This window comes from Brevibacterium sp. S111 (assembly GCF_004745075.1).
Classification (GTDB): domain Bacteria; phylum Actinomycetota; class Actinomycetes; order Actinomycetales; family Brevibacteriaceae; genus Brevibacterium.
In genome coordinates, this window is record NZ_RHFH01000001.1 from 42947 (window position 1) to 67867 (window position 24921).

Annotated in this window: 17 protein-coding genes; 4 read left to right on the plus strand and 13 right to left on the minus strand. The window is 64.4% G+C overall.

Features of this window, described 5'->3' with window-relative positions:
• The first annotated feature begins 117 nt into the window (after window positions 1-117).
• The gene (gene katG / locus EB836_RS00270; protein ID WP_135537133.1) at window positions 118-2325 is read left to right on the plus strand and encodes a catalase/peroxidase HPI; all 2208 of its coding nucleotides are present in this window, start codon (window positions 118-120) and stop codon (window positions 2323-2325) included.
• Window positions 2326-2607: 282 nt separating this feature from the next.
• Here the strand turns inward: katG and EB836_RS00275 are convergent, their stop codons facing one another.
• Both EB836_RS00275 and EB836_RS00280 read right to left on the minus strand, forming a co-directional pair.
• Window positions 2608-4143, minus strand: a complete 1536-nt coding sequence (locus tag EB836_RS00275; RefSeq protein WP_135537134.1) for a HAMP domain-containing sensor histidine kinase — start codon at window positions 4141-4143, stop codon at window positions 2608-2610.
• Window positions 4140-4856 (minus strand): response regulator transcription factor, encoded by a 717-nt coding sequence (locus tag EB836_RS00280; protein ID WP_135537135.1) that lies wholly within the window; start codon window positions 4854-4856, stop codon window positions 4140-4142. Before EB836_RS00280 ends, EB836_RS00275 begins: the two co-directional genes overlap by 4 nt.
• A 294-nt stretch (window positions 4857-5150) precedes the next feature.
• Between EB836_RS00280 and EB836_RS00285 the strand changes: the two genes are divergently transcribed.
• Window positions 5151-5846: a DUF1707 domain-containing protein gene (locus tag EB836_RS00285; RefSeq protein WP_135537136.1), complete on the plus strand. Its 696-nt coding sequence runs from the start codon at window positions 5151-5153 to the stop codon at window positions 5844-5846.
• The gene (locus EB836_RS00290; RefSeq protein ID WP_135537137.1) at window positions 5843-6868 is read left to right on the plus strand and encodes an ATP-dependent 6-phosphofructokinase; all 1026 of its coding nucleotides are present in this window, start codon (window positions 5843-5845) and stop codon (window positions 6866-6868) included. Before EB836_RS00285 ends, EB836_RS00290 begins: the two co-directional genes overlap by 4 nt.
• A gap of 156 nt (window positions 6869-7024) precedes the next feature.
• On the opposite strand, the gene EB836_RS00295 is transcribed toward EB836_RS00290, so the two are convergent.
• The 3 genes from EB836_RS00295 to EB836_RS00305 form a co-directional block, all read right to left on the minus strand.
• A complete protein-coding gene (locus EB836_RS00295; RefSeq protein WP_135537138.1) occupies window positions 7025-10897 on the minus strand; it encodes a DNA-directed RNA polymerase subunit beta' in 3873 nt (1290 codons plus the stop codon).
• A 68-nt stretch (window positions 10898-10965) separates the two neighbouring features.
• Entirely contained in the window at window positions 10966-14445 is a 3480-nt protein-coding gene (gene rpoB, locus EB836_RS00300) for a DNA-directed RNA polymerase subunit beta (protein WP_135537139.1), read from the minus strand.
• 197 nt (window positions 14446-14642) lie between these two features.
• Entirely contained in the window at window positions 14643-15707 is a 1065-nt protein-coding gene (locus EB836_RS00305; RefSeq protein WP_135537140.1) for a GNAT family N-acetyltransferase, read from the minus strand.
• 139 nt (window positions 15708-15846) lie between these two features.
• Here EB836_RS00305 and EB836_RS00310 point away from each other — a divergent pair, with 139 nt between their 5' ends.
• Window positions 15847-16641 carry an MBL fold metallo-hydrolase gene (locus EB836_RS00310; RefSeq protein ID WP_135537141.1) on the plus strand — a complete coding sequence of 265 codons (795 nt, stop codon included), beginning with the start codon at window positions 15847-15849 and terminating at the stop codon, window positions 16639-16641.
• Window positions 16642-16789: 148 nt separating this feature from the next.
• Here EB836_RS00310 and rplL read toward each other — a convergent pair whose 3' ends face one another.
• The 8 genes from rplL to nusG form a co-directional block, all read right to left on the minus strand.
• Window positions 16790-17176, minus strand: coding sequence for a 50S ribosomal protein L7/L12 (rplL, locus tag EB836_RS00315; RefSeq protein ID WP_135537142.1), 387 nt, complete (start codon window positions 17174-17176; stop codon window positions 16790-16792).
• Between the two features lie 59 nt (window positions 17177-17235).
• Window positions 17236-17769, minus strand: coding sequence for a 50S ribosomal protein L10 (gene rplJ, locus EB836_RS00320; protein WP_135537143.1), 534 nt, complete (start codon window positions 17767-17769; stop codon window positions 17236-17238).
• A gap of 353 nt (window positions 17770-18122) precedes the next feature.
• A complete protein-coding gene (gene adhP, locus EB836_RS00325; protein ID WP_135537476.1) occupies window positions 18123-19142 on the minus strand; it encodes an alcohol dehydrogenase AdhP in 1020 nt (339 codons plus the stop codon).
• Between the two features lie 125 nt (window positions 19143-19267).
• Window positions 19268-20791: an aldehyde dehydrogenase family protein gene (locus tag EB836_RS00330; protein ID WP_135537144.1), complete on the minus strand. Its 1524-nt coding sequence runs from the start codon at window positions 20789-20791 to the stop codon at window positions 19268-19270.
• A gap of 192 nt (window positions 20792-20983) precedes the next feature.
• Window positions 20984-22276, minus strand: a complete 1293-nt coding sequence (locus tag EB836_RS00335; protein WP_135537145.1) for a helix-turn-helix domain-containing protein — start codon at window positions 22274-22276, stop codon at window positions 20984-20986.
• A 244-nt stretch (window positions 22277-22520) separates the two neighbouring features.
• Window positions 22521-23216: a 50S ribosomal protein L1 gene (rplA, locus tag EB836_RS00340; protein ID WP_135537146.1), complete on the minus strand. Its 696-nt coding sequence runs from the start codon at window positions 23214-23216 to the stop codon at window positions 22521-22523.
• 65 nt (window positions 23217-23281) lie between these two features.
• Window positions 23282-23719, minus strand: coding sequence for a 50S ribosomal protein L11 (rplK, locus tag EB836_RS00345; protein ID WP_135537147.1), 438 nt, complete (start codon window positions 23717-23719; stop codon window positions 23282-23284).
• Window positions 23720-24022: 303 nt separating this feature from the next.
• Window positions 24023-24865 carry a transcription termination/antitermination protein NusG gene (nusG, locus tag EB836_RS00350; RefSeq protein WP_135537148.1) on the minus strand — a complete coding sequence of 281 codons (843 nt, stop codon included), beginning with the start codon at window positions 24863-24865 and terminating at the stop codon, window positions 24023-24025.
• Window positions 24866-24921 lie beyond the last annotated feature (56 nt).

Sequence of the window (24921 nt, forward strand, 5' to 3'; positions counted from 1 at the left end):
CACGCTCTGTTCATTTCCATCCGTCTTCTTCCGAGGACACCCCTATGCCCTCTTTCCGAGGTCAGCCCTTATCTTCAACGGAGTCGCCGAAGTCGACTCGACTGTGAAAGGAATACGATGACCCAGACGACCACAGGCGGCTGCCCGGTCGCCCACACCTCCACAGAGCCGGCAGCGGCGCCGGATTCCCGACAGCTGGTCAACCCCGTCCAGGGCGACGCCAATGCGCAGTGGTGGCCCAATCGCCTCAACCTCAAGATCCTCGCCAAGGGCCAGCCGGCACGCGACCCCATGGACCCCGACTTCGACTACGCGGCCGAGTTCAACAGCCTCGACTACTTCGCGCTCAAAGCCGATATCGAAGCACTGCAGAAGAACAACCAGGACTGGTGGTCCGCGGACTTCGGCAACTACGGTCCGTTCATGGTCCGTATGGCCTGGCACTCGGCCGGAACCTATCGCGTCCAGGACGGTCGCGGCGGCGGAGGCGAAGGCCAGCAGCGTTTCGCTCCCCTGAACTCCTGGCCCGACAATGTCCTGCTCGACAAGGCGCGCCGTCTGCTGTGGCCGGTCAAGAAGAAGTACGGCAAGAAGATCTCCTGGGCCGACCTGTTCATCCTCGCCGGGAACGTCGCCCTCGAGCAGATGGGCTTCGAGCCCTTCGGCTTCGCCGGCGGCCGCGCCGATGTGTGGGAGCCGGACAATGACGTGTACTGGGGCTCGGAGTCCGAATGGCTGGGCACCGACAAGCGCTATGTGGGCAACGGAGAGCTGCAGAAGCCTCTGGCCGCGACCACCATGGGCCTCATCTACGTCAACCCCGAGGGCCCCGAGGGCGAGCCGAATCCGCTGAAGTCGGCGCTCGAGATCCGTGAGACCTTCGCACGGATGGCGATGAACGACGAAGAGACCGTCGCCCTCATCGCCGGCGGCCACACCTTCGGCAAGACCCACGGTGCGGCGCCCGAATCCCACAAGGGCACCGACCCCGAGGCAGCGCCGCTCGAGGAGCAGGGCCTGGGCTGGCGCAGCGACTACGGAACCGGTCAGGGCAACGACACCGTCGGCAGCGGCATCGAGGTCACCTGGACCTACCACCCGACCCGTTGGGACAACGAGTTCTTCCACATCCTCTTCGCCTACGAGTGGGAAGTCTTCGAGAACGAAGGCGGACATCTCCAGTGGCGTCCCGTCGACGGCGGCGGCGACGATATGGTGCCGATGGCACAGGGCACCGGCCGCCGTGAGCCCCGCATGCTCACGACCGACCTGGCCCTGCGCTACGATCCCATCTACGGGGAGATCTCCCGCCGGTTCAAGGACGATCAGAAGGCCTTCCAAGATGCCTTCGCCCGCGCCTGGTTCAAGCTCACTCACCGTGACATGGGACCGGCCACCCGCTACCTCGGCCCCGAGGTTCCCACCGAGGAGCTCATCTGGCAGGATCCGATTCCCGCCGGCACCCCGCTCGACGCCGCCGGCCTGGAGGCCGTGAAGGCCGCCGTCCGCGACTCGGGTCTCACGGTGTCCCAGCTGGTGTCGACCACGTGGGCGGCGGCGTCCTCCCACCGGGTCTCGGATATGCGCGGCGGAATCAACGGCGGACGTCTCCGCCTCGAACCGCAGCGCAGCTGGGAGGCCAACGAGCCGACCAAGCTCGCGCAGGTTCTGCCAGTCCTCGAGGAGATCGCCGAGTCGACCGGTGCGTCGTTCGCCGATGTGCTGGCCATCGCCGGTGCCGTCGGAGTCGAGACAGCTGCGAAGGCGGCCGGCCATGAGGTCACCGTGCCGGTCTCGACCGGTCGCGGGGATGCCACACAGGAGCAGACGGATGTGGATTCCTTCGGCTTCCTCGAGCCCACCCATGACGGGTTCCGCAATCATCTGACCGCGGATCTTCCGCTCCGGGCGGAGTACCTGCTGCTCGACAAGGCCAGCCTGCTCGGGCTCACCCCGCCGGAGCTGACCGTGCTCATCGGCGGTCTGCGCGTCCTCGGAGCGAACTTCGAGGACTCCGATCTCGGAGTGTTCACCGACCGACCGGGCGAGTTGACGAACGATTTCTTCGTCAACCTCCTCGAGCTCGGCAACGTGTGGAAGCCGGTCGGCGACTCCGAAACCGCCGAGTTCTACGAGTGCTTCTCCCCTGCCGGCGAGAAGCTGTGGACCGGCAGCCGCGTCGATCTGCTCTTCGGTGCGAACTCCGAGCTGCGCGCCATCGCGGAGGTCTACGGATCCGACGATGCCGGCGCGAAGTTCGTCGCCGACTTCGTCAAGGCCTGGACCAAGGTCGTCGAAGCCGATCGCTACGATCTGCACCGCTGAGATGATCATCGACTCCGCCGAGGCGACTCCGCAGTGAAGCTGTGACTCGACCGGTCTGCTGCTGAGTCGGTCCACGGCTCTTCGAGTCTGCGACTGAGTCGGCCCCGCAACGACGATGCCCCCACCGGAGTCGGTGGGGGCATCGTCGTGTCATCATTCGTTCCTGTTGAGGTCGGCGAGGCCGATGGCACTCTCGGCCTCGGGACTGCAGTCCGCCCAGGCCGGCCCTGTGTTCGGGCTGTGCGATCCACCCGGGTCAGGCGTCCGTCTCAACAGCCCCGTTCATGGGGTCGGCAGCCGCAGTTCGAAGGCCGTGCCCTCTCCCGTGCTCGTCATCGAAATGCTGCCGTGCATGAGCTCGACGAGCCCAGACGCGATGGCCAGGCCCAGGCCCGAGGAACCGCCCTTCGCCCCGTCCTGACGAGTCCTCGACGGGTCGCCGCGGACAAACCGGTCGAAGACCCGGTCCCGGATCTCCGGGGGTATGCCCGGACCGTCGTCGCTGATGCGGACCACCACGACATCGCGGGGCAGCTGACCGGCAACCGGTTTGCGCTGCGCTGAGGCTTCGACACGCACTCGAGTCCCCGGAGGCGTGTGCACACACGCATTGGTGAGCACGATCGACACGACGCGTCGGACCTGATCGACAGCGCCACGGACTTCGAGGACCTCGGGCGGCACATCGAGGACGATGGCATGGTCGGGGTTGACCACATGCGCGTCCTCGACGAGTTCGATGAGCAGGGCGGACACATCGACGGGGTCCTTGCGCGTCGGCTGCCGACCGGCCTCGAGACGGGCGAGCAGAAGAAGGTCGTCGACCAGGACCGACATCCGCATCGCCCCGGAATCGATCCGGCCCAAGGAGGTGGCTACCTCGGCGGGAAGCTCCTCACGGTATGGGCGGGTGAGGTCGGCCCACCCGCGGATCGTCGCGATCGGGGTACGCAGCTCATGGGAGGCGTCAGCGACGAACCGGCGCATCTGCTCCGTGCCCCGATACCGTTCTTCCAGGGCGGAGCCGACATGGTCGAGCATCCGGTTGACCGAGGCCCCGACATCACCGACTTCGGTGCCGGGGACGGCGAGTTCGCTCGGCACTCTCAGCGCGAGCTCGGGCTTGCCGGCCCCCAGTTCGAGGTCGGTGACCTCCCGTGCGGTGCGGGCGACGTCGCGGAGGTCACGCAGCTGACGATGAATGATCACTGCCATGAGCGCGGCAGTGGTGAGTACGCCGATGAGGACGACGAACGCGGTTGTCCAGGCTGTGCGGTCGAGTGCCTCGTCGACACTGCCCTGCGGCACACCGTAGACGGTGGTGGTGTCGCCGTCGGCGAAGGCGACCACCCGGTAGGAGCCGAACCCCGGCACGCGCACGGACTCATGGGCGGCCTCGTCGCCGGGTTCGATCTCGAGAAGGGCAGTGATCGCCTCAGCAGACAGCGGTCGCGGTCGGGTCAGCCCCGCCTCGGCGATCAGACCTTCTCCCCCGCTGCCGGAATCAACGACGACGAGCGCACCGTCTCCCACGCCCGGCTGGAAGAGATAGCGCAGCGCCGAATCGACGGCCGCGGACGATCCGCCGTCCGTGCCGGTGCCAGAGCCCGGTCCTGCGGCCGCATCTCGGCCCGAACCAGGACCGTCCGCCGAGCGCGCATGCGAGGTCATCGACGTCAGCTGTGCGTCGAGGTCCGCCATGAGGGAGCTGCGCACACTCAGCCAGGAGGCGGCGCCGATCCCGGCTCCGACGAGCATGAGGACGAGTCCGGCGAGGACGATCAGCCGCGTCTGCAGCCGCCACCGGCGCAGTCTCATGATTCGGCTCGCATGATGTAGCCGGCTCCGCGTTTGGTGTGGAAGAGGTTCTCCAGATCCGGGAACGGAGCGTCGATCTTCTTCCTCAGGTAGGAGACGTAGAGTTCGACGATATTGCCGTTGCCGCCGAAGTCGTAGTCCCATACGCGGTCGAGGATCTGCGCTTTGGACAGCACGACTCGCGGATTGCGCATGAACAGCAGCAGCACCTCGTATTCGCGGGCCGTCAGCTCGATCGGGTGACCGGCGCGGGTGACCTCGTGCGAGCGTTCGTCGAGTTCGAGGTCCCCCACCCGCAGCACGTCGTCCTCGTCGCCCGGACCGTTCGTCACGCTGCGGCGGAGACGGGCCTCGATCCGGGCGATGACCTCGTCGAGGTTGAACGGCTTCGTCACATAGTCATCCCCGCCGAGGCGGAGCCCCGTGAGTCGGTCATCGACCTCATCGCGGGCGGAGAGGAACACCACCGGGGTTTCGATCCCCTCCCCGCGGAGCTTCTCGATCACAGCGAACCCGTCGAGGTCGGGCAGCATCACGTCGAGGACGATCGCATCGAAATGCTCACTGCGCGCCAGCGCCACCGCTTCCCGTCCGGTGCCGACGCCTGTGGCCTGCCAACCCCGAACATGGCAGGCCATGACGAGCAGTTCGGTGAGGTTCGCTTCGTCGTCGACGAGGAGAATGCGTGCCGGAGCCGCCGCTGTCGATGTCATAGGTCGATTATCCCCCTCATTCCGCGCTGAGATCGCAGAGGAGACGGAGCCGGGGCCCTGTGCGTCGGAGAAGCCGGCACGAAGACTGGTCCTGAGCAGCCGGCTGCAAGAACAGGAGATGATTTCACGTCTGATTCCCCGTTTCGCCGCCGGGCGCCGGTCTCGTATCTCATAGCCTCCACCTTCGCGGCACCACATGGGCCCCGGATTGGTCGCTGCTGTGGTCCCGCTGTGGACTCATCCGCTCAGCAGACCGACCTGTCCCCTGCTTCGAGTCCCGCTACACTGGAGAGCATGGCCGATGATGACTCCCCTCCTCCTCAACGCCGCGTTCGCGCCTCCGACAAGGACCGTGATGATACGCTCTCGGTGATCACCGAGGCGGTCACGAACGGGCGGCTGGACCCGGAGGAGACTGCGGAGCGCCAAGACGATGCGATCGCCGCGAAGTTCGTCGACGAACTCATGCCGCTCCTCGACGACCTGCCCGAGGGCGAACAGCTCCACCGCCGTTTCGCCCGCCAGACCGGCCACGGCTCGGCCACCGGTTCCTCGGTCCCGGGTTCGGCCCTCCAACGGCGCGGGCCCTCCGAACTCTCGCCCACCGCCGAACCGGGCTCGGCCCGACCGATGAGCTCTGTGGCCATCATGTCCGGTCGTGAGATCGACGTCCCACCCGGCACCGCGGAGGTCACCACCTACGCCCTCATGGGCGGGGACAACATCGACCTGTGCGCTGTCATGGGGCCCGGAGTGACGGTCGAAGTGGTCTCCTATGCGATGTGGGCCGGCAACGACATCTATGTCCCGCCGGGCGTACGCGTCCGAGACGAGACGATCAACATCATGGCGGGCAACGAGGTCCGCCAGTCCGCGCGGGGCGACGGGTCGAACGGCACCGTCATCCTCAAAGGCTTCTCTCTCATGGCCGGACACGATGTCCGGCTCGCCAAAGGCTATCGAACAAAGGATCAGGGTCAGCTGGAATGAAGATCGGTGTACTCACCTCGGGCGGCGACTGCCCGGGACTCAACGCTGTCGTCCGCGGCATCGTCCGCAAGGGCATGCGCACCCATGGGGCGTCTTTCGTCGGCATCCGCGACGGATGGCGCGGACTGCTCGAGGACGACATGTTCGATATGACCATGCTCGATGTGCGCGGCCTGTCCGGTCGGGGCGGAACCATCCTCGGCACCTCCCGCACCCATCCCTATGAGGACGGCGGGCCGGAGCGGATGCGCGAAGTCATGGCCGCCCACGGCATCGATTCGCTCATCGCCATCGGCGGCGAAGGCACATTGGCCGGGGCGTCGCGCCTGGTCAACGAGGAAGGTCTTCACATCGTCGGGGTCCCGAAGACCATCGACAACGACCTTGGCAGCACGGACTACACCTTCGGCTTCGACACCGCCCAATCCATCGCCACCGAGGCGATCGACCGGCTGCGCACCACCGCCGAATCGCACCACCGCTGCATGGTCATCGAGGTCATGGGCCGAAACGTCGGCTGGATCGCACTGCACGCGGGCATGGCCGCCGGAGCGCACGCGATCCTCATGCCCGAGTTCCCCGTCTCCTTCGATCAGATCGCCGACTGGGTGACTTCGGCGAAGGAGCGCGGGCGCGCTCCCATCGTCGTCGTCGCCGAAGGCTTCATCCCCGAGGGTTTCGACACCCAGGTCGCCGATCAGGGGCTGGACAACAAGGGTCGAGTCCGCCTCGGCGGGATTGCGAACTATCTGGCACCGAAGATCGAAGAGATCACCGGAATCGAATCCCGGGCCACGATCCTCGGGCACCTGCAACGAGGCGGCTCCCCCACTGCCTACGATCGTGTGCTCTCCACCCGGCTGGGAATGGCGGCTGCCGACCTCGCTCAGCACGGTCATTGGGGCAAGATGGCCAGCCTCAAGGGCACCGATATCGTCTCCGTGGAGATGTCATCGGCGGTGCACAGTCTCAAGTCCGTGCCTCTGCACCGGTGGGAGGAAGCGCAGGTGCTCTTCGGCTGAGCACCCAACGGGCTCAGGACCAGGCAGACACAGAAGAGGGGCACTCACCGCATGGTGAGTGCCCCTCCTCTGTGTCAGCTCTGTCGGGCACGAGGCCCGGGCCGCGCCCGCTGTGTGCGGTGCGCGCCCGGCCCGGCCCGGCTCAGCCGTTGAGACTCAGCTGAACGCGCCGTAGTCGTAGTCCTCCAGCGGGATGGCGGAACCGGATTCGGATCCGATGCCCGCGTAGAAGTCCCCGTAGCTGTTGGTGAACATCTCGGCCTTGGCCTCTTCGGTCGGCTCCACCACAAGGTTGCGGTGCTTCTGCAGGCCGGTGCCCGCAGGGATGAGCTTACCGAGGATGACGTTCTCCTTGAGACCCATGAGCGTATCGGACTTGCCTTCCATGGCCGCCTCGGTGAGGACGCGGGTCGTCTCCTGGAAGGATGCGGCCGACAGCCACGATTCGGTGGCCAGCGACGCCTTCGTGATGCCCATCAGCTCGTCACGAGCCGATGCGGGCTGTCCGCCTTCGGCGACGACACGACGGTTCTCCGCCTGGTAGCGGCCGCGGTCGACGAGCTCGCCGGGCAGCAGGTTCGTGTCGCCCGACTCGATGACGGTCACGCGACGCAGCATCTGCCGCACGATGACCTCGATGTGCTTGTCGTGGATGCCCACGCCCTGCGAACGGTAGACCTTCTGGACTTCCTCGACGAGGAAACGCTCGGCCTCACGACGACCGCGGATGCGCAGCACCTGCTTCGGATCGACCGCACCGACGATGAGCTGCTCACCGGCCTTGACGTGCTGACCATCCTCGACGAGGAGGCGGGCGCGCTTGGACACGGCATGCTCGATCTCCTCGCTGCCGTCATCGGGGGTGATGATGACGAAGCGGGTCTTGCGGCTGTCGTCGACCTTCGCCCGACCGGTCGCCTCGGCGATGGGGGCGAAGCCCTTCGGTGTGCGAGCTTCGAAGAGCTCGGTCACACGCGGCAGACCCTGGGTGATATCACCCGAGGAGGCCGCCGCACCACCGGTGTGGAACGTACGCATCGTCAGCTGGGTTCCCGGCTCACCGATCGACTGGGCAGCGACGGTGCCGATGGCCTCGCCGATGTCGACGAGCTTGCCGGTCGCCATCGAGCGACCGTAGTGCTCGGCGGAGATCTGTGTATCGGAGTCCGCGGTCAGCACCGAATGGACCTTGAGCTCCTCGATGCCGGCCGCCACGAGGGCGTCGACAGTGGCGGCGGTGACATCGGACTTCGCCGGGACGATGACATTGCCATCGGCGTCGGTGACGTCGTTGACGGTGAGTCGACCGTAGACGCTGGTCTCCGCGAATTCGTGCGGGACGAGGTTGCCCTCGTGATCGCGTTCGGCAACCGGCAGGGTGATGCCCTTGTTCGAGTCGGCTTCCGCGGTGCGCACGATGACGTCCTGCGACACGTCGACGAGACGACGGGTCAGGTAACCGGAGTCAGCAGTACGCAGAGCCGTGTCGGCCAGACCCTTACGAGCACCGTGCGAGGCGATGAAGTACTCGAGCACTGCCAGGCCCTCGCGATAGTTCGACACGATCGGACGCGGGATGATCTCACCCTTCGGGTTCGTCACCAGACCACGCATACCGGCCAGCTGACGCACCTGCATCCAGTTACCGGATGCTCCGGACTCGACCAGACGCAGCACCGAGTTCTCCTCAGGGAAGTTCGTGCGCATGACCTGGTCGACCTTCTCGGTCGTCTCGGTCCACAGCTTGACGAGCTCGTTGCGGCGCTCGTCGTCGGTGAGCGCACCGAGTTCGTACTGCTGCTGAACCTTCGTGTCGATGGCCTCGGCCTCGTTGAGGATCTCCGTCTTCGCCTCGGGCGAGACGACGTCGGACATCGCGATGGTGATGCCCGAACGGGTGGCCCAGTAGAAGCCGCCGGCCTTAAAGTTGTCCAGCGTGTGGGCGACCTCGACCTTCGGGTACTCCTCGGCGAGGTGGTTGACGATCCGGCTCAGCGCTTTCTTGTCGATCGTCGAGTTGACGAACGAGTAGTCGGCGGGCAGGTACTCATTGAACTGTGCCCGACCCAGAGTCGTCTGCACGTCCAGCGGATCCCCGGCCTCCCAGCCTTCGGGCACCTCGATGTCCGCACCGGGAACCACGTCCTCCAGGCGGATGGTGATCGGCGAACCGAGGTCGAGCTCCCCACGGTCGAATGCCATGATGGCTTCGCCCATACCGGAGAACGAACGTCCCTCGCCGGCCAGTCCCTTGCGCTCGGAGGTGAGGTGGAACAGACCGATGATCATATCCTGCGAAGGCATCGTCACGGGCTTGCCGTCCGAAGGCTTGAGGATGTTGTTGGCCGAGAGCATGAGGACGCGGGCCTCGGCCTGCGCCTCGGGGCTCAGCGGCAGGTGCACAGCCATCTGGTCACCATCGAAGTCAGCGTTGAACGCCGAGCACACGAGCGGGTGCAGCTGGATCGCCTTACCCTCGATGAGCTGGGGTTCGAACGCCTGGATGCCCAGACGGTGCAGAGTCGGTGCGCGGTTGAGCAGCACAGGATGTTCGGTGATGACCTCTTCGAGGACGTCCCACACCTGCGGGTGCTGGCGCTCGACCATGCGCTTGGCCGACTTGATGTTCTGTGCATGGTTGAGATCGACCAGGCGCTTCATCACGAACGGTTTGAACAGTTCGAGAGCCATGGTCTTGGGCAGACCGCACTGGTGCAGGTGCAGCTGCGGGCCGACGACGATGACCGAACGGCCCGAGTAGTCCACACGCTTACCGAGCAGGTTCTGACGGAAACGTCCCTGCTTGCCCTTGAGCATGTCCGACAGCGACTTCAGCGGGCGGTTGCCCGGACCGGTCACCGGACGTCCGCGACGCCCGTTGTCGAACAGCGAGTCCACAGCTTCCTGCAGCATCCGCTTCTCGTTGTTGACGATGATCTCGGGAGCACCGAGGTCGAGCAGACGCTTGAGACGGTTGTTGCGGTTGATGACACGACGGTAGAGGTCGTTGAGGTCCGAGGTGGCGAACCGGCCGCCGTCGAGCTGCACCATCGGGCGCAGTTCCGGAGGGATCACCGGAACGACGTCGAGGACCATGCCCTCGGGGTTGTTGTCGGTGGTCAGGAACGCGTTGACGACCTTGAGGCGCTTGAGCGCACGGGTCTTGCGCTGCCCCTTGCCGGTGGCGATGAGCTCACGCAGCTTCTCGGCTTCGGACTCGAGGTCGAAGTCGATGAGGCGCTTCTGGATCGCCTCGGCGCCCATGGCTCCGGTGAAGTAGAGCCCGAAACGGTGGAACATCTCGCGGTACAGGCTCTCGTCGCCTTCGAGGTCGTTGACCTTGAGGTTCTTGAAACGGTCCCACACCTGCTCGATACGGTCGACCTCGCGGTCGGCGTTCTTGCGCAGCTTGTCCATTTCCTTCTCGGCGGTGTCGCGCAGCTTCTTCTTGGCCTGGGCTGTGCCGCCGTCGGCCTCGAGTGCGGCGAGATCCTCTTCGAGCTTCTTGGCACGACGATCGATGTCGGCGTCACGGCGGGTGCCGATCTGCTGCTTCTCGACGTCGATCTTGTTCTGCAGGCTGGGCAGATCACGGTGACGGGAGTCCTCGTCGACGGAGGTGATCATGTAGGCCGCGAAGTAGATGACCTTCTCCAGGTCTTTCGGGGCCAGATCCAGCAGGTATCCCAGACGGGAGGGCACACCCTTGAAGTACCAGATATGGGTCACGGCAGCGGCGAGCTCGATGTGGCCCATGCGCTCACGACGCACCTTGGCACGGGTCACCTCGACGCCGCAGCGTTCGCAGATGATGCCCTTGAAGCGGACGCGCTTGTACTTTCCGCAGGCGCACTCCCAGTCGCGGGTCGGCCCGAAGATCTTCTCGCAGAAGAGTCCGTCCTTCTCCGGCTTCAGGGTGCGGTAGTTGATGGTCTCAGGCTTTTTCACCTCACCGTGTGACCAGCCGCGGATATTCTCTGCGGTGGCAAGACCGATGCGCAGTTCATCAAAGAAATTGACGTCAGGCACGTAAATCCTCTTTCCTGGCGATGAACGAATCGTTCACCAAAAAGTTGTGTCGGTTGAAGTGAAAGTCCTCAGACTTCTTCTACGGTCTGTGCTTCGCGGCGCGAGAGGTCGATGCCGAGTTCCTCGGCGGCACGGTAGACCTCGTCCTCCGATTCGCCCATCTCGACATGTCCGCCGTCGGAAGAGAGAACTTCGACGTTGAGGCACAGGGACTGCATCTCCTTGATGAGGACCTTGAACGACTCGGGAATTCCCGGGTCGGGCAGGTTCTCACCCTTGACGATGGCTTCGTAGACCTTCACACGGCCCGGGATGTCATCGGACTTGATCGTCAGAAGCTCCTGCAGCGTGTAGGCGGCGCCATAGGCCTCGAGGGCCCAGACTTCCATCTCACCGAAGCGCTGACCACCGAACTGCGCCTTACCACCGAGCGGCTGCTGGGTGATCATCGAGTACGGTCCGGTCGAACGCGCGTGGATCTTGTCGTCGACGAGGTGGTGGAGCTTGAGCATGTACATGTAGCCGACCGAGATCGGGTACGGGAACGGCTCGCCGGAGCGTCCGTCGAACAGCTGTGCCTTGCCCGAGGAATCGATGAGGCGGTCCCCATCGCGGTTCGGGGTGGTCGAATCCAGCAGTCCGCGCAGCTCCTGCTCGTGTGCACCGTCGAAGACGGGGGTGGCCAGGTTCGTGCCGGCCTCAGCCTCGCGGGCCGCTTCCGGCAGTTCGGCTGCCCACTCGGGGTTGCCTTCGATCTTCCAACCCTGCTTCGAGATCCATCCGAGGTGGACTTCGAAGACCTGCCCGATGTTCATACGACGGGGAACACCGTGCGGGTTGAGGATGACGTCGACGGGAGTGCCGTCGGCGAGGAACGGCATGTCCTCGACCGGCAGGATCGTCGAGATGACGCCCTTGTTGCCGTGACGGCCGGCCATCTTGTCACCGATGGTGATCTTGCGGCGCTGAGCCACGTAGACGCGGACCATCTGGTTGACACCGGGCGAGAGCTCGTCGTCATCCTCACGGTCGAAGACGCGGACTCCGATGACGGTGCCGATCTCACCGTGCGGAACGCGCAGCGAGGTGTCGCGGACCTCACGGGACTTCTCACCGAAGATCGCGCGCAGCAGGCGCTCTTCGGGAGTCAGCTCGGTCTCACCCTTCGGGGTGACCTTGCCGACGAGGATGTCACCGTCGGTGACCTCGGCGCCGATGCGGATGATGCCGCGATCGTCGAGGTCGGCCAGCGCATCGGGCGAGATGTTCGGGATGTCCCGGGTGATCTCTTCGGCGCCGAGCTTGGTGTCGCGGGCGTCGACCTCGTGCTCCTCGATGTGGATCGAGGACAGCACATCGTCCTGGACGAGGCGCTGGGAGAGGATGATCGCATCCTCGTAGTTGTAGCCTTCCCAGGACATGAACGCGACGAGGAGGTTCTTGCCCAGAGCCATCTCACCGTTCTCGGTGGACGGGCCGTCGGCGAGGACGGTGCCGGCTTCGACACGATCGCCTTCGTCGACGAGGATGCGCTGGTTGTACGAGGTGCCGTGGTTCGAACGCTTGAACTTCGACGCTTTGTAGGTCAGCTGGGTTCCGTCGTCGGCGAGGACCGTGACGAAGTCGGCCGAGACCTCGGTGATGACACCGGGCTTCTCGGCGGTGATGACGTCACCGGCGTCGACGGCGGCACGGTATTCCATGCCGGTGCCCACGACGGGCGATTCGGCCATCACCAGCGGCACGGCCTGACGCTGCATGTTCGCACCCATGAGGGCACGGTTGGCATCGTCGTGCTCGAGGAACGGGATCAGGGCCGACGCCACGGACACCATCTGGCGTGCGGAGACGTCCATGAAGTCGATCTGGTCGTCCTGGACCAGCTCGGCCTCACCGCCGCCGCCCTTCGGACGGGCCAGGACCTCGACCTCGGCGAAGCGCTGGTCTTCGGTCAGCGGCGCGTTGGCCTGAGCGATGTTGAAGTCGAGTTCGTCATCGGCGGTCAGGTACTGCGTCTCATCGGTCACGACACCGTCGACGACCTTGCGGTACGGGGTCTCGATGAAGCCGAACGGGTTGATGCGGGCATAGGAGGCCAGAGAACCGATCAGGCCGATGTTCGGGCCTTCCGGGGTCTCGATCGGGCACATGCGGCCGTAGTGCGAGGGGTGCACGTCACGGACTTCCATCGCGGCGCGGTCACGAGAGAGGCCACCAGGTCCCAGCGCGGAGAGACGACGCTTATGGGTCAGACCCGCCAGCGGGTTGTTCTGATCCATGAACTGGCTCAGCTGCGAGGTGCCGAAGAACTCCTTGATCGCAGCCACCACGGGGCGGATGTTGATCAGGGTCTGCGGGGTGATCGCCTCGACGTCCTGGGTGGTCATGCGCTCACGCACGACACGCTCCATACGCGACAGACCGGTGCGGATCTGGTTCTCGATGAGCTCCCCGACGGCGCGGATGCGGCGGTTGCCGAAGTGGTCGATGTCATCGAGCTTGACGCTCAGCTCGACCTCTTCGCCGTCGCGGGTGCCCTTGGAGGTCTCCACTCCGGCGTGCAGCGACACGAGGTAGCGGATGGTGGCCACGATGTCGTCGGTCGAGAGGACCGAGTCCGACAGCGGAGCCTCGACGCCGAGCTTGCGGTTGACCTTATAACGGCCGACCTTGGCCAGGTCGTAGCGCTTCGGGTTGAAGTAGAGGTTGTTGAGCAGGTTGCGGGCGGCCTCAGCCGTCGCGGGCTCGGCCGGGCGCAGCTTCTTGTAGATGTCGAGCAGCGCTTCGTCCTGCGTGTTGACGGTGTCCTTGGCCATCGTCTCGCGGATGGACTCGAACTCGCCGAACTCTTCGAGGATCTTCGCCTCGGTCCAGCCGAGAGCCTTGAGCAGAACGGTCACGGACTGCTTGCGCTTGCGGTCGAGACGCACACCGACCTGGTCGCGCTTGTCGACCTCGAACTCCAGCCATGCGCCACGGGAGGGGATGATCTTCGCGGTGAAGATGTCCTTGTCCGTGGTCTTGTCGACGCTGGATTCGAAGTAGGCGCCGGGCGACCGGACGAGCTGGGAGACGACGACGCGTTCGGTGCCGTTGACGATGAACGTGCCCTTGTCGGTCATGAGGGGGAAGTCGCCCATGAACACGGTCTGGCTCTTGATCTCGCCCGTGTTGTTGTTCATGAACTCGGCGGTGACGTACAGCGGCGCCGAGTAGGTCATGTCGCGTTCCTTGCACTCATCGATCGAGTACTTGGGAGCCTCGAACCGGTGCTCGCGGAACGACAGCGACATGGATCCGCCGAAGTCTTCGATCGGCGAGATCTCTTCGAAGATGTCCTCGAGTCCCGAGGTGGTTGCGACGGAGTCGTCTCCGATCTCGATGGCTTCGGCGACGCGGTCCTGCCACGCCTCCGATCCGATCAGCCAGTCGAAGCTGTCCGTCTGCAGACCGAGCAGATCGGGAACCTCGAGAGGTTCGCGAATCTTCGCGAAGGAAATTCTCTGGGGGGGATTAGCGGTCCTGGTGTTGTCGTTGGCGGCGGCCAATTGGTTCCTTCCGAGTGCTTCACCATCTGATACCTCGTCTGCCCACTCGACTTCCCTTCGGCAATTTCCGGGTGTGTCAGATTTCGACTCCCGGCACCGACGTGGTTCACTTGAGTGGAAATGACGTGCCCACCGCTATATGAAGGCACACCACAGGCAGAACGATGCAAATATCAACCTTATAGCATCTGGTCAAGTCATGCAAGAATCTTCTTCCACAGACCGACCCACCCCACGGTTTCGAACCCGGCCTGATCGTTGATGGCCAGCATCCACGAGTTCTCCGCCGCATTCCACGTGTAGACGCGCTCGACCGGCGAGGACTGACACAGCGCCTCATGATTGGCGATCTTCAGTCGCGCTCCCAACCCGTGGCCACGGTGCTCGCTGAGCACGAGAGTGGCGCCCTGATAAGCCACGTGCGGACGCTGTGTGTAACTCACGACCTCGGTGAAGCCGACCCCTTCGCCATCGAAGAGCGCCAACGCCGTGTGCGTGCGCCCTCCTGTGTATTCACGGTCCGCTTCGAGAGCCCGGACTCGAGCGGTATCCCAGGTCTCCTCGTCATGGAGGTCGGCAGCTCCGGGAGCATCCGTGGACATCCTCTGGTGAAGCAGCGCGATCGCCTCGATGTGCTCCTCCGGTACCGGTCCCGCCCAGGTGCGGATGACATATCCGTCTTCGGTCCTGAACGAGTCCACTCCCCCGCCGGAACTGCACTGAACGACCGCAGCAGAGCATCGCTCGACCTGCTGGAGGCGGTAGTCATGACCTTGGGCGAAAACGACCTCGGCCCGTTCGGCCGGAAGGCTGCCGGTACCGGCGTCCGCGGCGATCCGAGGTCTGCGCGGATCGGCGTCGAAGTCTGCTGCCGGGATTTCGGCCCAGGCAGTCAGTCGTGTCCTCCCGGTTTCAGCCAGCTGCCGCTCCATGACCGTCAGCAGCTCGGTGCCCAAGCCCGACCGCCGCAGTTCGGGCAGGACGCCGATGTAGACATCGGCGACGTCGGTGTTGTCGAACAGGCTCAGATAGGCTCCCGCTTTCGCCACGAGTCTGCCGTCGACGCGGCCCAGCCAGATCTCATGAGAGGTGAATTCGCCAGCGCGCACGAGTTTCCCGCGCACCGAACCGGGCAATGGGTCGAAGTCCTCACCGAACCCGAGGGCACGATTGATCCTCCGATCGAAGTCGACGATCTCATCAAGGAGCCCGTCGACGTCGGAGTCGGTCAGCGTGCCGGAGCGAATATGCGTGATCTCCATCGATCTCCTCGTTCCCAGAAGCTGATGACTGCGTTGTCGCCGCCGACTGCGATCTTAGCCACCGAGGAGGACGGATGTCGTGCTCGACGTGCCTCAGCTCACCCGCAGCAGCAAGGCTCGTCCCCTCTAGACTCATAGTATGACGACTATCAGCGTGCTTCGCACCGATCCCGCGACCGTCAACAGCGCGATCATCACCGGCAGCAGCGGCAGCCTCATCGTCGATGCCGGCCCCTGTCCGGACACCGGCCGGCACCTCGCCGCCCGGGCGGCAGAGCTGCAAGCGCAGACCAGCGGTCCGGCACGAACCGATCTGGTCATCACACACGATCATTGGGACCACTGTTTCGGGGCCGCCGCGCTGCTCGAAGCGGGAGGCGACCGAGCCTTCGCCTCGTCCTCCTTCGCCACGGATCAGGCGGCCAGCACATGGCTTGCCCTCGATGCGCTGCGCCACGACCCCGCCACCGCCGATTTCGCCTCACAGCTGCCTCTCGATCCCAGCGAGCTCTTCGTCGACGTCACCGCGGTCGACTCGTCCACTCAGCATGTCAGCGGCGTCGATCTCGGTGACTGTTGGGCGGAATTCCATGTCCTCGGAGGCCATTCGACAGCCGATCTCATCGTCCGCCTGCCCGAGTCGGGTGTCGTCTTCGTCGGCGACCTCGTCGAAGAGGGCGATCCTCCCCAGGCAGCCGCCGATTCCTCTCTCAGTCAGTGGGCGAACAGCCTTCGTCGGATCCTCGACTTCCCGGAGGCGACGACCTTCATTCCCGGACATGGCGTGCCCGTCGATCGCGGGTTCGTACAGCGTCAGCTCGGCGACATCGATGGAATGCGTCTTCACCAGGACGACACCGAGGTGGCCCTGCCCGCCCGCACGATGCCCGGGGATCATGACCGCCGAGTTCCGTTGGAGTTCAGCCTCTCCTGAGGTCTCGTGCCCCACCTCTTCCGCAGCCTCGAACGCCGCACGCTCAGCCCGGGGCTGGCTGGGACCGAACGGGTGAAGACGCAAAGAACCCCACAGCTGATGCTGTGGGGTTCTTCAGAATGCGGCACTGGCCGCAATCAGCACAGAGTCACTTGAGGGTGACGGTGGCACCGGCGGCCTCGAGGACCTCCTTGGCCTTCTCTGCGTCTTCCTTCGAAGCGCCTTCGAGGACGGCCTTGGGAGCTCCGTCGACGAGGTCCTTGGCTTCCTTGAGTCCGAGGGAGGTGAGCCCACGGACTTCCTTGATGACGGGAACCTTCTTCTCGCCGGCTGCTTCGAGGACGACGTCGAATTCGGTCTGCTCTTCAGCAGCCTCCTCTCCGCCTCCGGCGGCAGGGGCGACGGCGACAGCGGCGGCCGGAGCGGCAGCCTCAACGTCGAACTCTTCTTCGAACTTCTTGACGAACTCGGACAGTTCGATGAGCGTGAGCTCCTTGAAAGCTTCGAGGAGCTCGTCGGTGGTGAGCTTAGCCATGGTGGCTAGTCCTTCCTGTGATGGTCACGGTGTGTGACCGGGTTGGTTGGGGGTGATGCTCAGGCGTCGGAAGCAGGAGCGTCGTCCTGCTTCTCGCGGAGTGCATCGACAGTGCGCACGGCCTTGACCAGCGGAGCGGTGAAGAGGTAAGCCGCCTGGTGGAGGCTTGCCTTCATAGCACCAGCTGCCTTTGCAAGCAGCACTTCGCGGGATTCGAGGTCGGCGAGCTGGTTGACCTGTTCGGGGCTGAGTGCGGCTCCATCGTAGTAGCCGCCCTTCACCACGAGCTTGTCGTTCGCCTTGGCAAAGTTACGCAGAGCCTTGGCAGCCTCAGGGGGTTCGCCGTTGACGAACGCGATCGCGGTGGGCCCATTGAGGTGCTCATCGAGACCGGTGATCCCGGCTTCCTTGGCTGCAATCTTGGTCAGCGTGTTCTTTACCACGGCGTAGCTGACGTTCTCACCGAGAGAAACGCGCAGTTCTTTCAGCTGCGCGACGGTGAGACCGCGGTACTCGGTCAGCAACACAGCGTCGGAGTTCTCAAACTGCTGTTTGATCTCCTCGACTGCGGCTGCCTTGTCTGGCCTCGCCATGGTGTTCCTTTCATAAGTCGTCCGGTCTGTCCCGACAACAGAAAAAGCGCTTCACGCAGGAAGGCGTGAAACGCTTGGCCGTAGGATTCCGGAAGGAATCGAACGGAAGAATCTCGAGCTCACCTGCGTGGGTCACTCTCTGGGAGTCTTCGCCTGCAGACACCGAGATTCGATGGTGAATCCTGGTGGTTCCACAGAGACCGACGGTCTTGGGTGTTTTCAGTGTAACGAAGTCTTTCGCAACAAGTCCAATCGCCCCCAGAGATCCCCCTCACACCACCTGACGGCGGCGCAGCAACCTCGCGCGAGGTTGCTGCGCCGCCGTCAGGGAGTTCTCTGGGTAACCTGGCCCGTCAGTACTCGATGACGACGCGGCCGTCGATCTTCCCGTGGATCATCTCGTCGAAGATCGCATTGATGTCATCCAGCGGCCTCTTCGAGAAGGTCGGGTGGATCTTGCCGGCAGCGTAGAACTCGAGCGCTTCGACCATGTCCTGACGAGTGCCGACGATCGAACCGCGGATCGTCAGGCCCTTGAGCACGATGTCGAAGATCGGGGCCGGGAAATCACCTGGCGGCAGACCGTTGAAGACGATGGTGCCGCCTCGGCGGGTCATACCGATCGCCTGACCGAACGCCGCAGGGTGGACCGCGGTGACGAGGACTCCATGGGATCCTCCGATCTTCTCCTGAATGATCTCGGCAGGGTCTTCGGCGAAGGCATTGACGGTGATCTCCGCTCCGTGCTTCTTCGCCAGAGCCAACTTGTCCTCGGCGACGTCGACCGCGACGACACGCATGCCCATGGCCACCGCGTACTGGACAGCGATGTGGCCGAGTCCACCGATGCCGGAGATGACGACCCACTGGCCGGGATTGACTTCGGTGCGTTTGAGTCCCTTGTACACGGTGACTCCCGCACACAGAACCGGCGCGATCTCGTAGGGGTCGGCACCGTCCGGAATGACCGCGGCGAACTTCGTATCGACGAGCATGTACTCGCCGAAGGATCCGTCGACTCCGTAGCCGCCGTTGACCTGCTGCTCGCAGAGCGTCTCCCACCCCTGACGGCAATGCTCGCAGGTTCCGCAGGCGCTCCACAGCCAGGCGTTGCCGATCATCTGGCCGACTTCGACCTCGGTGACGCCTTCACCGACCTGCTCGACGATGCCGACTCCTTCGTGGCCGGGGATGAGCGGGACCTTCGGTTTGACCGGCCAATCTCCATGAGCGGCATGGAGATCGGTGTGGCAGACGCCGGAGGCGATGAGTTTGACCAGTGCCTGACCGGGACCGGGCGCGGGAATCGGGCTGTCACCTACGACAAGTTCCTGTCCCAGGCTTTTGACCATTGCAGCTTTCATTTCGGACATCATTCGCTCCTTTGTGATGACGTGAATACATGTGACAACGGGGTTTGGATCTGTGGTGGAAGCATCCGACGGCGGCGCAGCAACCTAGCGCGAGGTATCTGGACCGCCGTCGGGTAGCAATTGGATCAGAAGAAGCCTTGCGCGTTCTCCGAGTAGCTGACGAGCAGGTTCTTCGTCTGCTGGTAGTGGTCGAGCATCATCTTGTGGTTCTCACGCCCGATGCCCGAAGCCTTGTACCCGCCGAAGGCCGCGTGGGCCGGGTAGGCGTGATAGTTATTCACCCACACACGTCCGGCCTGAATGTCGCGACCGGCCCGGTAGGCGGTGTTGCCGTCCCGAGACCAGACTCCGGCACCGAGGCCGTACAGAGTGTCATTGGCGGTGGTCAGAGCATCGTCGTAGTCGGAGAAAGTCGCCACCGAGACGACGGGACCGAAGATCTCCTCTTGGAAGATGCGCATCCTGTTCGTGCCCTTGAAGATCGTCGGCTGGACATAGAAGCCGCCGGCCAGATCTCCGTCGAGCTCGGCCTTGCCGCCGCCGGTGAGTACTTCGGCGCCTTCCTGCCGCCCGATGTCCAGGTACGACATGATCTTCTCGAACTGATCGTTTGAGGCCTGCGCACCCATCATCGTCTCCGTGTCGAGCGGGTTGCCCTGAACGATCTTCTGCGTCCTGGCGACGGCCGCCTCGAGGAACGGGTCGGCGATCGAATCCTGGATCAGTGCACGCGACGGGCAGGTGCACACCTCGCCCTGATTGAGCGCGAACATGGTGAAGCCCTCCTGGGCCTTGTCCGCGAACGCATCGTTCTTGGCCAACACGTCTTCGAAGAAGATGTTCGGCGACTTGCCGCCGAGCTCCAGAGTCACCGGAATGATGTTCTGCGAGGCGTACTGCATGATCAGACGGCCCGTCGTCGTCTCACCGGTGAACGCGATCTTCGAGATCCGCTTGTTCGAGGCCAAGGGCTTTCCGGCCTCGAGGCCGAAGCCGTTGACGACGTTGAGCACACCCTCGGGCAGCAGGTCTGCGATGAGTTCGACGAGCACGAGAATCGAGGCCGGCGTCTGCTCCGCGGGTTTGAGGACGACGGCGTTTCCTGCCGCCAGGGCAGGTGCCAGCTTCCACACTCCCATGAGGATCGGGAAGTTCCAGGGAATGATCTGTCCGACGACGCCGAGCGGTTCGTGGAAGTGGTAGGCCACGGTGTCCTCGTCGATCTGCGACAGCCCACCTTCTTGAGCGCGAATGGCCCCGGCGAAATAGCGGAAGTGATCGACGGCCAGGGGCAGGTCCGCGTTGAGGGGTTCGCGGATCGCCTTGCCGTTGTCCCAGGTTTCAGCGACGGCGAGCGTCTCGAGGTTCTCCTCGATGCGGTCTGCGATCTTGTTGAGGATGTTCGCCCGCTCGGCGACCGAGGTCTTACCCCAGGCCGGCGCGGCTTTGTGCGCAGCGTCGAGAGCAAGCTCGATGTCCTCGGCGGTGCTGGCCGGGATCTCGGTGAATACCTGGCCGGTCACGGGACTGGGGTTGTCGAAGTAGTTCCCGTTGACCGGCGGCACCCACTGGCCCCCGATGAAGTTCTCGTAGCGGGACTTGAATGTGACGAGCGATCCGTCCTGACCAGGCTGTGCGTAGACAGTCATTGCAACTCCTTTGATGCGTCTGCTTTCACCGGATGTTCTCCGTGTGAGAATGACGCTACTGAAGGCAACGTTGCATAGGGGTTGCATCACAGCCTGTGAGCGGTCGGGTCATCGGTTCCCGCCCCCTCCCGCACCCCTGCGGCAAGAAGCTCATCGACCCGCGACTCTCCCTGAAGTCAGCGCCTGAGGACGTCAGTGCCCGAGGGATTCCAACCGCACTACGGCCGAGTTGCGCTCGGCAGCATCCGGAGGCGCCAGCCTCAGGACAGCCATGAGGATCTCGTTGTCCCCGCGGAAGTCCGGAAGTTCGGAATAGCGCCAAAGCTGCTGCCAAGTCCCGTCCTGAAGAAGGGTCTCGCGCATGAGCGCATCGACCTCCGCGCCGATCTCGCGTACGCCCGGAGCGTCCGAATCCGGCAGCACACTCCCCCGATAGAACTCCAGCGCTGTATCGATGTCGCCCCGGGACAGCGCCTGGAGAGTGCGCTCGAGGTCGGAGCCCAGTTGCCCGCGCAACCGGTAGGGACGCGCCTCGATGCTCAGATGCTCGACTCCGTCGATGGCCCTGCGCAGCCGGGTGATCTCCGCCCGCACGGTGACTTCGCTGCCGCCGACCGGCCACAGTCTTTCGACGAGTCCTGATCCGCTGATCCCGTCGGGGAATCGGTGGAGCAGAAGCAGGATCTCGGCATGACGCCGGGTCAGGGCGACTTCCGCCCGGCCGGGTGAGTGCAGGGCGGGCCCCGCACCGAGGACGGTCAGCTCTGTTCCAGCCGCCTCGGTGCCGGTGTCTCGTCCCTGTTGCGGCGTGTAGAGCTCGGACAGGCGGGCTGCGGCTGCCTTGGCCGTCGACGAGAGCAGCGGCAGCACGATCGAGGACACGGCGTCGTCTCCGCCGGTGACGTCGATGATGCCGATGACCTGCCCGGTCAGCGGATGCGTCACCGGGACGGCGCTGCAGCTCCAGGAATGGACGTCGGGAGCGAAGTGCTCGGCACGGCTGATCTGCACCGCAGTTCCCGATTGCAGGGCCAGGCCCGGCGCCGAGGTGCCCATGACTTCCTCCGACCAGTCGGCTCCGGGGACGAAGCCCATGGTCTCAGCCCGATTGCGCACGCTCCGCTCGCCTTCGATCCACAGCAGACGGCCCTGCTCATCACCGAGCGCGGCCAGCAGTCCCGAGTCTTTCGCAGGTTCGAGCAGATGCGATCGCAGCAGAGGCATGATCGCGTGAAAAGGATGGCGACGTCTCACCTCGGTCAGCTGATCTGCTTCATACGCCACGTGCACCCTTGCACCCGCGGGATCACGCAGCCGGTCGAGCGATCGATGCCACGATTCGAGCACTGAGGTGCGCACACCGCGAAGATGACCATGCAGCCGGGACTCATCGCTCGGTCGGCCGGGTATCAGCGGCTCCAGGCGCTCATGGGCCCGACGCACGGTGCGCTGATACGCGTCTTCGAGCAGAAGCGTCGAATCCATGCGGACGATCCACCTCCATCGGCGGTAATCGGAAGAGAGCCTCGAATGCTCATAATCTAACCGCGAACCTGTATTCGGGCAAGACCGCACCCACCCACCGAGACTCCCCCCTTGCTACCTGACGGCGGCCCAGCAACCTCGCGCGAGGTTGCTGGGCCGCCGTCAGGTAGCAAGGGGGGAGGGAAAGGGAAGGGGCGGGAAACGAAAACTCGCTTCCCGCCCCTCAAGCGCGCTGATCAGACGATCAGAGGCGCAGGCCCGAGTGATCGACCGGAACGGCGGGGCCGTTCGAGGTCGTGATCGTAGCCTTGCTGATGTAGCGGCCCTTCGAGGAGGACGGCTTCAGTCGCAGGATCTCGTCGACCGCGGCATCGAAGTTCGCCTGCAGTGCTTCCTCGGAGAAGGAGACCTTTCCGATGATGAAGTGCAGGTTCGAGTGCTTGTCGACGCGGAATTCGATCTTTCCGCCCTTGATGTCGGTCACGGCCTTCGCGACATCCATGGTCACGGTTCCGGTCTTCGGGTTCGGCATCAGGCCACGGGGACCCAGCACCTTACCGAGACGACCGACCTTGCCCATCATGTCAGGGGTCGCAACAGCGGCATCGAAGTCGGTGAACCCTCCGGCCACCTTCTCCAGCAGGTCATCGGAGCCGACGAAGTCAGCACCTGCTTCACGGGCAGCTTCTGCACGGTCGCCGGCAGCGAACACCAGGACCCGGGCGGTCTTACCGGTACCATGCGGAAGGTTGACGGTGCCGCGCACCATCTGATCCGCCTTGCGGGGGTCAACCCCGAGGCGGAGGGCGACCTCGACCGTAGCGTCGTACTTCGCCACGGTGGTCTCTTTAGCCAGGGCGATTGCCTGAGCCGGTTCGTAGTTCACATCTGCGGCGATCTTCTCAGCCGCGGCCTGATAGGCCTTTGAACGCTTTGCCATCTGCTTTGCTCCTTGCAGTCGTGGTGTGGGCTGCGCAGGCCCTGCCACTGTGTGAGGTGAGGTCTTCAGACCTCGATGTCGGTGGTGACGCCCATGGAACGCGCGGTTCCGGCAACGATGCGGTCGGCCTGTTCCAGGGTGTTGGCGTTCAGGTCGGGCATCTTCGTGGTGGCGATCTCACGCACCTGGTCGGCGCTCAGGTGAGCAACCTTGACGGTGTGCGGAGTGGCCGAACCCGACTTGACTCCAGCGGCCTTCTTGATGAGTTCAGCGGCCGGCGGGGTCTTGAGAACGAAGGTGAACGAACGGTCTTCGAACACGGTGATCTCGACGGGAACGATGTTTCCACGCTGGGATTCTGTGGCGGCGTTGTAGGCCTTGCAGAATTCCATGATGTTGACGCCGTGCTGGGCAAGCGCCGGACCGATCGGAGGAGCCGGGTTAGCGGCACCTGCCTGAATCTGGAGCTTGACGAGGCCGGCTACCTTTTTCTTGGGAGGCATGTACGGTCCTTAATCTTGAAGTTTCGATGTGCCAGACATATACAGCACATCGTTCGACGGCGACCATCCGATAAGGGCCGCAATCAAACCACACCAGTATTCCATGCGGGCAGTCCCGGGAGCAAATGCCCGTGAGGCGGATCACCGCACGCCACCATCGCCGAGGCGGCCGCCCCCTCCCCCGCGGACACGACCGCTGCATCAGCGCCCCCGGAGACGACGCAGGGGCCCGGAATCATCCGGGCCCCTGCGTCGGCGATCGCCGCCGCTGCGCGGCTGCACGATCGGCTCAGAAGTGCAATGTCACAGCTTCGCGACCTGGTCGAAGCCGAGCTCGACGGGGACGTCGCGTTCGAAGATCGACAGCAGCACGGTGAGCTTCTGCGATTCGGGACGGATCTCCTGGATCGTGGCGGGGTGGCCCTCGAAGGAGCCTTCCTTGACGAGCACGGACTCGCCGACCTCGAACTCCACCTCGGTGATCGGGGCGGACTTCGCAGCGGCTTCGGCGGCCGGACCTTCAGCGGCGGCGGCTTCGGCCTGGCGCTCTTCGAAGACCGGGGCGAGCATCGAGAAGACCTCGTCGATCGACAGCGGGGTCGGGTCGTAGGCGTTGCCGACGAATCCGGTCACACCCGGGGTATGGCGCACGGCGCCCCACGACTCGTCGGTCAGCTCCATACGGACGAGCACATAGCCGGGAATGCGCACGCGGCGAACCTGCTTGCGCTGTCCGTTCTTGATCTCGACGACGTCTTCCATCGGCACCTGCGATTCGAAGATGTACTCTTCGAGGTTGAGGCTGATGGTGCGGTTCTCGAGGTTCTGCTTCACGCGGTTCTCGTAGCCGGCGTAGGAGTGGATGACGTACCAGTCACCTTCCTGCATGCGCAGCTCGGCCTTGAACTCCTCGGCAGGATCGACTTCGTCGGCAGCGGCTTCGGCAGCATCGCTGTCTTCGGAGGATTCGGCCTGGTCGGCCTCGGCGGTCTGCTCGTCGTCAGCAGTTTCGACGTCCGCGTCATCGGCGGCGACAGCCTCGACGTCCGAAGCTTCGGTTTCGGGCACCACAGCGGCACCCGACTCTTCGGGAGTGACGTCCTGGGTCTCAGGGGTCTCCTGCTCAGGTGAGTTGGTATCCGACACCGATCAATTCCTCGCTTCGCGTGTTGTGATTCCCGGATGGGAGTGAAGGTTCAGCA

Coding starts and splice junctions, on each gene's coding strand:
- katG (WP_135537133.1), top strand. CDS start 118: ATGACCCAGACGACCACAGGCGGCTGCCCGGTCGCCCACACCTCCACA.
- EB836_RS00275 (WP_135537134.1), bottom strand. CDS start 4,143: ATGAGACTGCGCCGGTGGCGGCTGCAGACGCGGCTGATCGTCCTCGCC.
- EB836_RS00280 (WP_135537135.1), bottom strand. CDS start 4,856: ATGACATCGACAGCGGCGGCTCCGGCACGCATTCTCCTCGTCGACGAC.
- EB836_RS00285 (WP_135537136.1), top strand. CDS start 5,151: ATGGCCGATGATGACTCCCCTCCTCCTCAACGCCGCGTTCGCGCCTCC.
- EB836_RS00290 (WP_135537137.1), top strand. CDS start 5,843: ATGAAGATCGGTGTACTCACCTCGGGCGGCGACTGCCCGGGACTCAAC.
- EB836_RS00305 (WP_135537140.1), bottom strand. CDS start 15,707: ATGGAGATCACGCATATTCGCTCCGGCACGCTGACCGACTCCGACGTC.
- EB836_RS00310 (WP_135537141.1), top strand. CDS start 15,847: ATGACGACTATCAGCGTGCTTCGCACCGATCCCGCGACCGTCAACAGC.
- rplL (WP_135537142.1), bottom strand. CDS start 17,176: ATGGCTAAGCTCACCACCGACGAGCTCCTCGAAGCTTTCAAGGAGCTC.
- rplJ (WP_135537143.1), bottom strand. CDS start 17,769: ATGGCGAGGCCAGACAAGGCAGCCGCAGTCGAGGAGATCAAACAGCAG.
- adhP (WP_135537476.1), bottom strand. CDS start 19,142: ATGTCCGAAATGAAAGCTGCAATGGTCAAAAGCCTGGGACAGGAACTT.
- EB836_RS00330 (WP_135537144.1), bottom strand. CDS start 20,791: ATGACTGTCTACGCACAGCCTGGTCAGGACGGATCGCTCGTCACATTC.
- EB836_RS00335 (WP_135537145.1), bottom strand. CDS start 22,276: ATGGATTCGACGCTTCTGCTCGAAGACGCGTATCAGCGCACCGTGCGT.
- rplA (WP_135537146.1), bottom strand. CDS start 23,216: ATGGCAAAGCGTTCAAAGGCCTATCAGGCCGCGGCTGAGAAGATCGCC.
- rplK (WP_135537147.1), bottom strand. CDS start 23,719: ATGCCTCCCAAGAAAAAGGTAGCCGGCCTCGTCAAGCTCCAGATTCAG.